Consider the following 12,769-nt stretch of genomic DNA (forward strand, 5'->3'; position numbering starts at 1 on the left):
ATTATTTTAGGTTTGAATTAAGCCTGATTAGCCAAGTTTGAATCTAATCGGTAATCTCAATCGAGAATTAACCTTTGTTCCTCGTTGAGTCGCAGGAGTCCAATCCGGAGAATTTCTAATTACTCTCATTGCTTCTTCATCAGCTCCGGCACCTATTCCTCTTAAGATTTCAACATCAGAAATTTTCCCATCAGAATTGACTACGAAAACTGCGATAACAGTACCCTCAACTCCAAGTTTTCTGGCTTGCTCTGGGTATTTAAGGTTAGCAGCCAAATAAGCATTCCAACCCTCCATACCTCCTGGAGGCTTCGGCTGAACTTCCGTCACATCAAAAATTTCCTTTCCATCAGCTCCAACATCAGCAATTCTCGCAGCCATATTAGATGGTCCGATGGCAGTTGATTTTTCTACTTGAGTAGGTCCTTCTATCTCCTCTTCCGAGTTGGTCAAGTCACAGGAAAAAGCCACAAACATCAACCCCAAGACTGGTATCGCCATTAAGAAGCGAACCAATTGGCTTCTATTTGATTTAGTTTTGTTCATCATGATAATTCTTTTTTTGGTTTGAAATTGGTTAAAGTTGTTCATAAACTGCCAGCCCCTTCCAGCGCTGACCAGCTTGAGTAAAAGTCTAGAATATTCCCTCTGGGAGAAAGAATGCGTCACCCCTTGATCAGCTTGAAATTCATGAACTTCCCGAATGGAATTTTCATAGGCATAAATCAAAGGATTAAACCAAAACAATACTTTTGCCATCTGCACAAATAATAAATCCCAACTATGTTTCTTATTTACATGCACTGATTCATGTAAAATGATTCTTTGTTGATCTTCATCATCCAAGTGGAATTTTGGCAATAATATATATTGGAAAAATGATGCTGGCGTGAACTCTGGATGCTCTGCGATGTATTTATCTTGATAGAAAAATAGGTTTGATTTCCCCAGTAACCGGAAAGACTGCATAAACCCGAAAATCAGTCGAACAGCTGTCCAAATGACTCCCATTAAGTAAATTCCAAATACTACAGTTACCCAGGTGATTTCCATCCCAGCACTTTCATTTTCCATACCTTGCCCTACCCAAAATGTAGGAAGAGTCACTTCCTTAAAAATCGTTTGATTGGGTATCAGGTCAAATGATAGCAATGGAAATACTAAAGCAGCACCAAGCAAGGTGAGTAATATGAGACGATTTAAATCAAAAAAGGTCAAATCGCTCAGCATTACCTTATAGAAAATCAAGGCAACAGTTAGGCAAATGCTTGCTTCTAATAAATAGGTTAGTAACTCTATCATTTCTTGTCAGGTTTATCGTATTCATCTATCAACTTCTGCAAATCCTGAATCTCTTCATCTGAGATATTCTTTTCCTTTACCATAAAGGACAAAAAGTTACCAACTGACCCTTCAAAGAAATTTTTAACAATCCTGTTGATACTTTTCTTACTATACTCTTCCTGTGAAATCAGAGGAAAGAACAAATGAGTGGTCCCATATGTCTTATGACTCAAAAACCCCTTTTTTTCAAGCAATCGAATCGTTGAAGCTAAGGTGGTATAAGGTGGCTTCGGCTCTGGGAGTTCTTCCAAGACATCTCTTACCAAGGCATTTTCCCTCTTCCAAAAGATGCCCATAATCAGTTCTTCGTTATGGTTTAATTCATTCATAAACCTAATGTAAAATGAATTTTTTAAAAACCCTACGAATTTTTCATATTACTACGAATTTTAAATAAAAAGATATTTAAAAAAGGTTAAACCATATTTTCCACAAACTTATACCATTAATGTATAGTCAAAAATCAATGAGGAATTTGGGGTAAAATAATTAGCTAAAAAAAGAGAGCTCAAGAATATTCTTAAGCTCAACCAAGGAAATAATCAATTAAGAGACATTCTCCCCGATAATAAAATGGGGGAAATCACCTCTCTTAGTGTTTTAGTAAGTCTGAAAAAAGCAGGTAGACTTACTTTAATCTTCTGCACCCCTATTCTGGGCTACAATTTCGAAAACATAAAATAACTCAGAGGCAATCTGATGAGATCGTTCTTCATATTTTTCCTCCTCAATATCCGTATTGTCAAAAGCTTTCGGATCCTCATACCTTAAAGAAATCCTCTTTTCTGCACCAGGGATTATAGGACAGTTTTCATCCGCATGGTCACAAGTCATGATGGCTGCAAATCCTTCTTTAGCGCTCGAGGGATCATCATATCTTTTTGAGAAACCTAGAATAGCTTTCTGATATTGAGAAAACTCAATTTCATAAATTGGATTTTCCCCATCACTACCCTCCACCTTAAAACCACTGGAGACTAAAGATTTTATCGCGCGAGGATTAAACGCTGTGATTTCAACCCCACCTGAATAACACTTGGCAGGTATTTTAAAATAACTGCTTGCCACTTGTCCCCAAACCTGTGCAAACTGACTTCTACGGCTATTATGCGTGCAAATAAAATTCAGTAAAATTGGCTGTTTTGATTTTAGCTTTTGAGAAACATATTTCACTAAAACTTCCAGTTCCTCTTTCCTATGTTCTGTAATTGGCAATTGCCGAATTTTTAAAACACTTTTTTCTAATTTACTTGATAGCATAGCTTTCTTAACAACAACCACTATCTGGCGCGCAACAGGAATTAGACTCTTTTACTCGTAGGTTAGCTAATCGAACTCTTGGTTTGGCCTCAGACTGAGGAATTCCGCAAGAATCTTTTGCTAAACAATCAGTCATTTTTACTGTCAATTGAAACTCTTCATTCAAAAACTCTAAACCGTATTTCCCTATGGTTTCTCCTTGATACTCTACTTCTACCTCAAGATCTTCCAAACCTAATTTTTTTTGTGATAGGTCGATGATATTCAAGAGTTTCTCAGCACCTAATCGATGGTCGTAATCGCCAGCCTCCCAAAGCTGAAAATTAATCGCTTTTTCATCTCTAACTTTTCCACCACAGTCTATAAACCTTTTATTGATCTGACCTATTTCAGTGACATGGAAATGAGCAGGAACAGCTTCTCCGGTCGGAAGTCTAAATATCAACTGGCTCAATTGAGGTAATTTTGATTTAATTTCTGAAAGTTTCATTTCTTATGATTGTAATTTTACGATGAATGTGTACAAATTTTTTTAACAGCAATCTCCTTTTGAACAGCTTGACTGATAAGTATCAAACAGCTGATTAAATAAAAACTGCGCTTCCTCCCACTTACCGGGGTTAATACAATAACTAACAGACACTCCCTCAATAGTTCCTTGAATCAAGCCTATTTCCTTTAGCTCTCGCAGGTGTTGAGAAATGGTAGCTTGAGCCAAGCCTAGCTCCTGAACCAAAGTTCCATTTACACAAGAATTGGTTTTCAACAAATACTGGATAATGGCAATTCTCGCTGGATGCGCCAAAGCCTTTGCAAGTTTTGCCAACTCGTTTTGCTCTACTGTAAATAAGTCTGTTTTTGTAAGCCCCATAATTATATTGCAATATACCGATTAATAGATTAAATAAAATACATTGCCTTAATTTTTATTCTTCCTTCTCTTCAATTTTTACTTTTTCACTTAAAACAGGAGAAACCAGGAAATAGCCTAAAACATCTCCTTCTCCTACATCCACTTTAAAGTTGCTGTCTGGATTTTGTGGCGGTGGGCTAAACAACCCACCATCATTATAGAGTAAGCCCACCAATTGTGAAAAGTAATTATAGGCGTCTTCATTCATTCTAAAAAGCTCTAACCTCACTTGATCATCTTCTTCAAAGGCATAATTTAATTCTAAACCTTCTTCAAAAAATGTCAATCCAAAAGTGTCGTCAAACAACAAATAGTCGCTCCGATCATTCTTTAACGTATCATTCACGATAACTTTAATTCGGTAATAGTTATCATTTTGGTATGGGATTTTACCGTAAACCTTAATATAATATCCCTCATCTCTAAAAATCCTTTTTTCTTGAAAGCTATAGGTCAAACTATCTACTGTGGGAGGCTCTAGCATTAACCCTTTCGCACTATAAGCATTACCGTTCCAGTTGACCAATACCTCATAATTCTCTCCTATCCTGGCAACTTCAAATTCATTGATCGGCTGATAATCGTCTGAATTTTTATTGAAGTAAAATGGAATTATTTTTTGAGTTCCTGTAACTCTGATCTTCACCTCCGCATCTGTAATCACTTTGACATCTGTTGTGTCAAAATAATTTTCTGCAAGGGTCAGTTTAATTCCATTATAGTTTCTTGAATCCGTCCAAATCGCTTCGATAACAGGTACTTCCTCATCCAATGTTGCCAACGGCAAAACGACTTCTTCCTGACAAGAGAATAAAATGATAGCCGAAAATATGATCAGTAGATTCCTTTTCATCAAAATTGAAAATTATAAGTAATGGAAGGTAAAAACGTAAATAAGTAAGTCATGACCACTCCTTGCTTTTCAGAAACAATAGGTCCGTCCACATCAGGATCATAATTGATCTGATCGTTATAAATCTCTCGAAACTCATATGCAAAAGGGTTTTTCCTACCATATAAGTTGTAAACACTAAAATTCCAGCTCCCCCTCCATTTTCTGCCTTTATTCGGGTTCTTCCAGGTCACAGAGGCATCCATTCTATGGTAATCAGGGAATCGATCCTGATTTCTGTAATCTGGATAAACAGGTACTATTTGATTATCCGATTCATAAATCCCAACAGGGAATGTTACTGCCTGACCAGTTGTATAGACAAAAGTCAATCCCGCTGACCAGGATGGCGAAAACTCATGATTTAAAACTAGAGTCACATCATGAGGTCTGTCATACCTTGGGTTATATTTTTCTCCTAAACTTATCCCTTCTATTTCTCTCCAAGTTCTGGAGTAGGTATAAGCCAGCCAGCCTGTTGTTTTTCCCACATTCTTTCGAAGTAAAAACTCCATACCGTATGAGTAGCCGTCGCCTGCTAATAATTCAGTTTCTACCTGATCAGTAAACAAGACTGAAGCACCATTTTTTAGATCAATTACATTCTTGAAATTCTTTGCATATCCTTCTACTGAAAACTCCCATCTATCCGAATCAAAGTTCTTGAAAAAGCCTAAGGACACTTGATCGGATCTTAAAGGAGCAATGTATTTTCCTGCGAGAATCCAGCGATCTATGGGAAGACCAGCCGAACTGTTGGATGCAATTTGAACGTATTGAAAATTCCTGTTGTATGCTGCTTTGATAGAAAACTCCTCATTTACCAAGTACCTGAAAGCGACTCTTGGTTCCAATCCATGATAAAAGCGAATAGGCTCAAAATTTCCATATCTAACACTATCCGTAATATTATTGGTATCATCAGGAATATCATCCTGGTACAAGTAATCTACCCCTTTCCCAACTTGAGTATAAAGTCCCATTCTTAACCCAATCTCTGTACTTAATCTAGGGGTAATTGCAGCAGTCATACCTATAAAACCACTATTTAAAACCCCATTTTTAGGATTCGTGGTAATGGACTCGATCGCACTATCTTCAGCTGGGTCCAATAAAATCGGAGCAAAATGATAATACTGACTATGAAAACCCCAATAAGATTGAATTCGATCTGAATTGATCCAAGTCCACTGCCCTTTTAAACCTGACTCAGAGAGTCTATTATTCCAATAGAACCCCGTATTTGGCTCTTCAAACTCCACTTTATATTTGTAATTGGAATGATAAGCCTCCAGATCAAAAAAAGAATTCTCAGAAATGGTATGACTCCAATGCCCTGAACTAACCCAGTTTCTCCATCCTAAACCAAATTGCTCATCTAAACCCAAAAAGTCACTTCCCTCATAACTTGAAAAGGTCAATTTATCCTTATCGCCTATTAGAAAGGAAAGCTTGGCACTTAGGTCATGAAAATTGAGTTTGTTATTTTTCACATCCTCATTATTGGATAGTCTCAAAAACACGTCAGCATAGGTTCTTCTTGCAGAAATAGCAAAAGTAGATTTCTCCGAAAATAATGGTCCATCCAGCATCAAACGAGAAGAAATGCTTCCTATCCCCCCTTGCCCATGTATTTGCTGATTGTTCCCTTCTTTTAATGAAACATCTATCAAAGAGGACAACCTACCCCCATAATTTGCGGGCATATTTCCTTTATATAAATCCACATTATCCAAAGCATCAGGACTAAAGACAGAGAAAAACCCAAAGAAATGGGAAGGGTTAAAAACGGGAGCGCCATCTACCTGAACCAAATTCTGATCAGCCGATCCCCCTCTTACAAAAAGCCCCGTAGTTCCTTCTCCAGCTGTCTGAACCCCTGGAAGTAATTGAAGGCTTCTCAATAAATCTACTTCACCAAAAAGTGCCGGTATGTTCTTGATTGTCTCCATGGGGACCGAAGCCTTTCCCATAGACAAATTCTTTATCTGCTCATCGGGCCTTCTTTCCTGAATGATGATTTCATCCAAAGACATTTCTAAAGGCTTGAGAAAAAATTTTATTTCTTTTTCACTTTCGTTTTGTGAGATAGTTCGAATTGATTTTTCGTATCCGACATAGGAGACCACAATTCTAGCGGGCAAGTTTCGCTTGCTCAATCGGAATTTCCCATCCAAGTCTGTAACTACCCCCGAACTCACATCGTCTTCCCAATAAACATTGGCTCCAATTAAAGGGCTCGAATCTGTTACATCTACTACTACCCCCTCTATTAGCGGGCTATTTTGACCAAATACGGAACTAGAAATTCCTAGAATTATCCAAACAAATAAAAAATTGCTCAGCCTTAAAAAAAGGTACATTGGTTTTAAATTGGTGATTTAACTTCAACCTTAGACGTTTGTAGAAAATTAATGTTTGTTAATTCAGTAATTTCTGACACCATATATCATCCACTCATTCTAAAGCTGCTTTTAAAGTAAGGTTTATTTTATAATTTCAGGGCATGATTTGGGCATATCCCGACGTAAAACTCACAATACTCCTAGCAGTCATTTTTGCACTGCTCTATTTTATTTACCTCTACCGATTCTGGTCTATCAATAAAAAGCTAGAAGTAGAGAAAAGAAGGCTATTTACAAAAATGGTCCTTCGTACCACCTATTTTGTTTTATTTCTGGTCGCTTTTGCCGGGCCTTCTATCGGTACCTCCGTCAAAGAAATAAAAGAAGAAGGAAAGGATATTTTCCTTGCAGTGGATTTATCCCAATCCATGAACGCCACAGATATTGGCCCGAGCCGGCTGCAGAGAATAAAGTTCGAGCTCAAGGAGTTAACCAAAAGCTTTCCTTCAGACCGAATTGGACTTATTATATTTAGTTCAGAGGCTTTTATGCAATGTCCGCTGACATTCGACCAAAGTGTCTTGCAACTCTATATTGACGGGCTGAACACCGGACTCGTACCTAATTTCGGTACAGATCTGAATGCTCCTTTAAGAATTGCTTTGGACAGGTTTCAAAATGATGAAAGTCAAGAGGTAAAATCAAAATCCGTCATTTTGATTTCGGATGGTGAGAATTTCGGTGATGAATTGGAAAACATAGGTTCTGAATTAAAAAACTTAGGAGTAAAGGTATTTGCTCTGGGTATAGGGACAGAATCTGGAAGTACCATTCCTAGAGGAAATGGCATTGTGATGGATCCACAAACAGGAGAGCCGGCGCAAACAGTCTTAGACAAAAGACCCTTGCAACAAATAGCCGCAGAGACAGATGGACAATATTTTGAGATTTCAGATGAAGTTCAGGAAGTAGCAGACTTAATCAAAAGACTAGAACGCTTGGAGGGTGGAATCACCGGTTCAAGAACAGTCGAAGCCTCAGCAAATAAGTATTTCTATTTTCTTCTTGCTGCATTTGGCTTATCTTTATTAGATATGATTTTACCAATCAAAACCATCAAGTTGTAATATGAGTTGGAGCAAAGTATTGGTAGCCACATTATTATTAATCCCCAGTTCCTGGACCAGAGTTTCAAGGCTAAACTCCGCTATTGATGAGGCTGAGGAAAGTTATTCGCAAGCCAATTACGAATTGTCGATTGAAAAACATTTGGCCTTAATTGAAAATTTTCAATACTCATCCCCCGAATTAGACTTCAACCTTGGTTTGAGTTACCATCATGCAGAAAAGCCTGATGAAGCTACGGGATCTTATGATAAAGCTACACTCTCACCGATCAAAATGATTTCTTCTTTTGCATATAATCAAGGTGGTGTTTTACTGGGCAACAAAGAGGAATATGAGGCAGCTTTAAACAAATTTCAGTCGGCATTAATAATGGATCCCACCAATGAAACTGCTAGGTATAATTATGAAATGCTGGCACGTTGGTTGCAAAGAGATCAAGAGAAAAAAGATCAGGAAAATCAAGACAAGCCAGATCCTTCTGAATTTGCCAAGCGTAAAAAAGCGGAGGCAGATCGATTGGTTGAACAATTCCGATTTAGAGACGCTTTAAACGTTATGACCGAAGCATTGCAACAAGATGAAACTGTTGCGGCCTATCAGGAGTTTATTAATAGTCTAACCGAAGTCACAGAAATCGATGAAAAATAAAATTCTATTAGTTCTTACTGTACTATGGGGAGTTTCTATTTCTCAGTTGAGTGCACAGACAGCTGGTGAGTACTTTAACCAAGCTGCTAGATCTTATGTCAAAACAGATAAAGAACTAGCTCTAAATACCCTAAATGAAGGTTTAGGAAAATACCCTGGTGACTCGAAGCTTCAAGCGTTGAAAGAAAAACTTGAAAAAGAGCAGGAAGAGGAGCAAGAAAAGCAGCAGCAAAACCAAGACCCTCAAGAAAATCAAGATCAGCAACAAAAAGATCAAAACGAACAAGGGGAAGGCGAGCAATCTGAAGAACAGCAACAGCAGAAAGATCAAGGAGAAAAAACAGAGGAAGATAAAGCCAAAGAAGGCCAAGAAGGAGACCCTTCAGATCAAACTCAAGATGATGTTGGTGAAAATGCTAATGATCAAAAGGATGCGAATCTAGCCGATCGTCAAAAAGCCTTGGAGGAGTTTAAAGAGAAACTAAAAGCTATGAATTTGACTCCTCAGCAAGCAGCCCAAATTTTGGAAAGTATGAATGCAGCAGAGTTACGTTACATTCAGCAGAACAAGAAAAAGCCAACTCAAAGGCCAAAAAGAGGTATACCTGACTGGTAAAATCATACCCTTTCGCTTCCAATAATACCTTAAAAATTGAATTAGAAAGCTAATTGAAGAAATTGTTTTCAAATCTATATTTCCATTCAATTGATAATTCATAAAACCCAAATAAACATGAGTAAAGAAGTTTTTATTGTTGCAGCCGTAAGGACGCCACTAGGAAGTTTTGGTGGTAAATTATCGAAGCTAACTGCTGTGGAATTAGGAAGTATTGCCATCAAAGGAGCTTTAGAAAAAGCCAAAGTAGCAAGTTCTGAGGTGCAGGAAGTTTTTATGGGAAATGTCATCTCTGCTAATTTGGGTCAGGCGCCGGCAAGGCAAGCCTCCATTGGAGCTGGAATAGGATATGATGTTCCTTGCACCACTGTCAATAAAGTTTGTGCTTCAGGAATGAAAGCGGTCATGTTTGGAGCCCAGTCGATTATGCTTGGCATGAACGACGTGGTGGTAGCTGGAGGAATGGAGAGCATGTCCAATGTTCCTTTCTATGTTCCAAAAGCAAGATTTGGTTATAAATATGGAAATGCTGAATTCGTTGATGGATTGGTAAAAGATGGACTCTATGAAGTTTACAATCAATTTCCTATGGGCAATTGTGCAGACAACACGGCTAGGGAAATGAACATCAGCAGAGAAGATCAAGATTCCTATGCTATTCAATCTTACCAGAGATCGGCAGATTCCTGGGCCAAAGGTTATTTCAAAGAAGAAGTAATCCCTGTTGAAATGAAGGGACGTAAAGGGGAAACAATTCTTATCGATGAAGATGAAGAATACAAAAACGTAATGTTTGATAAAATCCCTTCTTTAAGACCCGTTTTTGAAAAAGAAGGGACTGTTACGGCGGCAAATGCCAGTACCATGAATGATGGAGCATCAGCCCTTATTTTAGTAAGCAAAGAAAAATTAGAAGAGCTTGGATTGAAGCCATTGGCAAAAATCAGAGGCTTTGCTGATGCTGCCAAAGACCCACTTTGGTTTACTACCGCTCCTGCCTTAGCCATCCCAAAAGCATTGAAACATGCAGGAGTATCATCAGATGAAGTAGATTTCTATGAAATCAATGAAGCTTTTTCTGCTGTAGCTATTGCCAACCAAAAGGAATTGAATCTGGACAATGATAAGGTAAATATCTTCGGTGGTGCTGTGTCATTAGGTCATCCATTAGGTGCTTCAGGTGCTAGAATCATTTCTACTCTCAACTCGGTCTTACATCAAAAAAATGGAAAAATAGGTGTAGCCGGCATTTGTAATGGAGGCGGAGGTGCATCAGCTATTGTTATTGAAAAAATGTAGTTTTAGATATATTAAAACATCAAATCACTGGGAAGACTTCCAGTGATTTTTGTTTTTATACAAAAGCTGAACTTGAAATTGAATCCTAAATCCCCTATTCTTTATAAGAATAAATATTATAATAAAAGTGCCTGCCTTATTGACAGTAAAACTCCTTCTGGTCCATTTTATGATTTGCCAGTCTATAGGAAAGTATCGATATTCCCTTTAAAACAGATAACAACGATTTTGTGAAAACCCCTACCCTAGTACTTGTATTTTGCCTGCTGAGTTCTTTTTCTATGGCTCAGGTTACCGTCAAAACCTATTATGATTTTGAGGAAACACAGGTGAAAGAAGTTTTTACCAAAGTCAATGGTGTTGCAGAAGGGGAAATCAAATTATATGATCCTGAAGGGAACCTCATCCAAGTAGGGAATTTAAAAAATGATCAAAAACATGGAGTATTTTATGAATTATCACCGAGAAATGGAGATACTCTTAGAATCACTCCATTCGTAGAAAATATGCGCTCAGGACCAGGGAAAAGCTATTATCCCAATGGAAAAATCCAACAAGAGCTGACTTACGAGGACAATCAAATTCAAGGATTAGTAGTGACCTATTTTGAAAATGGGCAGATTAAAGATCGAACCGTTTTCAAGAACAATAAACCTGACGGCTTGAGTGAAAAGTATTTTGAAACAGGTGAACCGGCTTCCAAAATCTATTACTCAGAAGGCACTTTGGATGGACCTTACGAAGAATATTACCAAGATGGAACCCCGAAAGTCATCGCAACCTATTCAGATGGGGAATTAGAAGGAAGGGAAACTGTTTATTTCGAAAATGGGGAAGTTGAAGGGATCAGAGAGTTTAGAAACGGAGAACTTCACGGCATCTACCATCTGAATTACGCCAGTGGAGAACCTCACAGGAGAGGTGAGTTTAAAAAGGGACTTGCTGAGGGAGAATTATTGGTATACTACGAATCAGGAGAACTGAGAGAAAAAGGCCTATTTAAAAAGGGCGTTGCCAAAGCTCCTTATGAAACCTTCTACCCTTCAGGTAAAATAAAATCAAGAACCCTATATGATGAAAAAGGTTATCAATTAAGTGAAACCACTTATTTTGAAAATGGACAGGTAAACTATGTACTTAAGTATCTCAATGGGGAGATTAATGGAGAAGTAAAGATTTATAGAGAAAACGGTACTTTGGAAGAAATCCGCAGATATAAAGATGGAGAACTTACAGGAAATCAGGAATTCTTTGATGAAGAAGGAAACCTCGTAAGAACCGAATCTTACGATAATGAATTCAAAAATTATTAAATATTAGAATCGCGAAGCTTAGAAAGGAAAAGCTTTTTCTATTTTTGCGAAAACTGTTTAAGCATGAGTAAAGCCATAAAAGAAACCCATTATCAATTCCCTGGTCAAGTAGGGTTTTATAAAGGAAAAGTACGAGACGTCTATATATTTGAAAAAGAGCTAGTTGTAGTCGCTTCAGACAGAATCTCAGCCTTTGACGTAGTTTTACCTAAACCTATTCCATTTAAAGGGCAGGTTTTAAACCAGATTGCTGCAAAATTTCTTGAAGCAACCTCTGATATTGTCCCTAACTGGGTTTCAGCTACTCCAGACCCTAACGTAACGATTGGTAAAAAATGTGAACCATTCAAAGTAGAAATGGTCATTCGTGGTTATATGGCTGGACATGCCGCCAGAGAATATAAAGCAGGAAAGAGAATATTATGTGGAGTGGAACTTCCTGAGCATATGAGGGAAAATGACCCTTTTCCTGAGCCAATAATAACTCCGACCACCAAAGCTTCAGAAGGACATGACGAAGATATCTCTAAAGAGGCCATTTTGTCAGAAGGAATAGTAAGTCCTGAAGATTATGCTGTGTTGGAAAAATATACTAGAGCCCTATTCAAAAGAGGTCAAGAAATGGCTTCAGAGATGGGTTTGATCTTGGTAGACACTAAATATGAATTCGGTAAATTCGGGGACGAGATATTCTTAATTGATGAAATTCATACACCTGATTCCTCTCGCTATTTCTACGCAGATGGATATGAGGAAAATCAGGCAAAAGGTCTTCCTCAAAAACAACTTTCAAAAGAATTTGTAAGGCAATGGCTGATATCGAATGGCTTTCAAGGGAAAGAAGGTCAATCAGTGCCTGAAATGACAGACGAAATTGTAGAAAGCATCTCAGATCGTTATATTGAGCTTTTCGAAAAAATCACCGGTCAAAAATTTGAAAAAGCGGATACATCCCAAATTAATAGTCGAATAGAAAAAGTAATCCTTACCCATTTGGGTTAATCCAAAAAA

Annotated in this window: 13 protein-coding genes; 6 read left to right on the forward strand and 7 right to left on the reverse strand. The window is 37.8% G+C overall.

What is annotated here, in order from left to right; translation table 11 throughout:
* Positions 1-27: 27 nt before the first annotated feature.
* The 7 genes from ALPR1_RS21025 to ALPR1_RS13220 form a co-directional block, all read right to left on the reverse strand.
* Complete coding sequence (locus tag ALPR1_RS21025; RefSeq protein WP_008201375.1) at positions 28-1,302, reverse strand: M56 family metallopeptidase; 1,275 nt, start codon at positions 1,300-1,302, stop codon at positions 28-30.
* Complete coding sequence (locus tag ALPR1_RS13195; protein ID WP_008201377.1) at positions 1,299-1,673, reverse strand: BlaI/MecI/CopY family transcriptional regulator; 375 nt, start codon at positions 1,671-1,673, stop codon at positions 1,299-1,301. Before ALPR1_RS13195 ends, ALPR1_RS21025 begins: the two co-directional genes overlap by 4 nt.
* Before the next feature lie 304 nt (positions 1,674-1,977).
* The gene (locus ALPR1_RS13200) at positions 1,978-2,604 is read right to left on the reverse strand and encodes a low molecular weight phosphatase family protein (RefSeq protein ID WP_008201379.1); all 627 of its coding nucleotides are present in this window, start codon (positions 2,602-2,604) and stop codon (positions 1,978-1,980) included.
* A 7-nt stretch (positions 2,605-2,611) separates the two neighbouring features.
* Positions 2,612-3,094, reverse strand: coding sequence for a DUF6428 family protein (locus ALPR1_RS13205; RefSeq protein ID WP_008201381.1), 483 nt, complete (start codon positions 3,092-3,094; stop codon positions 2,612-2,614).
* Between the two features lie 42 nt (positions 3,095-3,136).
* Positions 3,137-3,475, reverse strand: coding sequence for an ArsR/SmtB family transcription factor (locus ALPR1_RS13210; RefSeq protein ID WP_008201382.1), 339 nt, complete (start codon positions 3,473-3,475; stop codon positions 3,137-3,139).
* A 55-nt stretch (positions 3,476-3,530) separates the two neighbouring features.
* On the reverse strand, positions 3,531-4,370 hold the full coding sequence (locus ALPR1_RS13215; protein ID WP_008201383.1) for a DUF4249 family protein: 840 nt from the start codon (positions 4,368-4,370) through the stop codon (positions 3,531-3,533).
* Positions 4,370-6,772: a TonB-dependent receptor gene (locus tag ALPR1_RS13220; protein ID WP_008201385.1), complete on the reverse strand. Its 2,403-nt coding sequence runs from the start codon at positions 6,770-6,772 to the stop codon at positions 4,370-4,372. The genes ALPR1_RS13215 and ALPR1_RS13220 overlap by 1 nt, the downstream gene beginning before the upstream one ends.
* A gap of 143 nt (positions 6,773-6,915) precedes the next feature.
* Between ALPR1_RS13220 and ALPR1_RS13225 the strand changes: the two genes are divergently transcribed.
* The 6 genes from ALPR1_RS13225 to ALPR1_RS13250 all read left to right on the forward strand — a co-directional run bounded on the left by ALPR1_RS13225 (position 6,916) and on the right by ALPR1_RS13250 (position 12,760).
* Positions 6,916-7,881, forward strand: coding sequence for a VWA domain-containing protein (locus ALPR1_RS13225; protein WP_008201387.1), 966 nt, complete (start codon positions 6,916-6,918; stop codon positions 7,879-7,881).
* A 1-nt stretch (position 7,882) separates the two neighbouring features.
* Positions 7,883-8,530 carry a hypothetical protein gene (locus ALPR1_RS13230; protein WP_008201388.1) on the forward strand — a complete coding sequence of 216 codons (648 nt, stop codon included), beginning with the start codon at positions 7,883-7,885 and terminating at the stop codon, positions 8,528-8,530.
* Positions 8,520-9,146, forward strand: coding sequence for a hypothetical protein (locus ALPR1_RS13235; protein WP_008201389.1), 627 nt, complete (start codon positions 8,520-8,522; stop codon positions 9,144-9,146). The genes ALPR1_RS13230 and ALPR1_RS13235 overlap by 11 nt, the downstream gene beginning before the upstream one ends.
* A gap of 117 nt (positions 9,147-9,263) precedes the next feature.
* The gene (locus ALPR1_RS13240) at positions 9,264-10,445 is read left to right on the forward strand and encodes an acetyl-CoA C-acyltransferase (protein ID WP_008201390.1); all 1,182 of its coding nucleotides are present in this window, start codon (positions 9,264-9,266) and stop codon (positions 10,443-10,445) included.
* Positions 10,446-10,726: 281 nt separating this feature from the next.
* On the forward strand, positions 10,727-11,758 hold the full coding sequence (locus ALPR1_RS13245) for a toxin-antitoxin system YwqK family antitoxin (protein WP_040302831.1): 1,032 nt from the start codon (positions 10,727-10,729) through the stop codon (positions 11,756-11,758).
* Between the two features lie 63 nt (positions 11,759-11,821).
* Complete coding sequence (locus ALPR1_RS13250; protein ID WP_008201392.1) at positions 11,822-12,760, forward strand: phosphoribosylaminoimidazolesuccinocarboxamide synthase; 939 nt, start codon at positions 11,822-11,824, stop codon at positions 12,758-12,760.
* Positions 12,761-12,769: the final 9 nt, after the last annotated feature.

This window comes from Algoriphagus machipongonensis (genome assembly GCF_000166275.1).
Lineage (GTDB): Bacteria > Bacteroidota > Bacteroidia > Cytophagales > Cyclobacteriaceae > Algoriphagus > Algoriphagus machipongonensis.

Bases quoted from the DNA above. Each gene is read 5' to 3' on its own strand.
- ALPR1_RS21025 (WP_008201375.1), bottom strand. From the start codon at position 1,302: ATGATAGAGTTACTAACCTATTTATTAGAAGCAAGCATTTGCCTAACT.
- ALPR1_RS13195 (WP_008201377.1), bottom strand. From the start codon at position 1,673: ATGAATGAATTAAACCATAACGAAGAACTGATTATGGGCATCTTTTGG.
- ALPR1_RS13200 (WP_008201379.1), bottom strand. From the start codon at position 2,604: ATGCTATCAAGTAAATTAGAAAAAAGTGTTTTAAAAATTCGGCAATTG.
- ALPR1_RS13205 (WP_008201381.1), bottom strand. From the start codon at position 3,094: ATGAAACTTTCAGAAATTAAATCAAAATTACCTCAATTGAGCCAGTTG.
- ALPR1_RS13210 (WP_008201382.1), bottom strand. From the start codon at position 3,475: ATGGGGCTTACAAAAACAGACTTATTTACAGTAGAGCAAAACGAGTTG.
- ALPR1_RS13215 (WP_008201383.1), bottom strand. From the start codon at position 4,370: ATGAAAAGGAATCTACTGATCATATTTTCGGCTATCATTTTATTCTCT.
- ALPR1_RS13220 (WP_008201385.1), bottom strand. From the start codon at position 6,772: ATGTACCTTTTTTTAAGGCTGAGCAATTTTTTATTTGTTTGGATAATT.
- ALPR1_RS13225 (WP_008201387.1), top strand. From the start codon at position 6,916: ATGATTTGGGCATATCCCGACGTAAAACTCACAATACTCCTAGCAGTC.
- ALPR1_RS13230 (WP_008201388.1), top strand. From the start codon at position 7,883: ATGAGTTGGAGCAAAGTATTGGTAGCCACATTATTATTAATCCCCAGT.
- ALPR1_RS13235 (WP_008201389.1), top strand. From the start codon at position 8,520: ATGAAAAATAAAATTCTATTAGTTCTTACTGTACTATGGGGAGTTTCT.
- ALPR1_RS13240 (WP_008201390.1), top strand. From the start codon at position 9,264: ATGAGTAAAGAAGTTTTTATTGTTGCAGCCGTAAGGACGCCACTAGGA.
- ALPR1_RS13245 (WP_040302831.1), top strand. From the start codon at position 10,727: ATGGCTCAGGTTACCGTCAAAACCTATTATGATTTTGAGGAAACACAG.
- ALPR1_RS13250 (WP_008201392.1), top strand. From the start codon at position 11,822: ATGAGTAAAGCCATAAAAGAAACCCATTATCAATTCCCTGGTCAAGTA.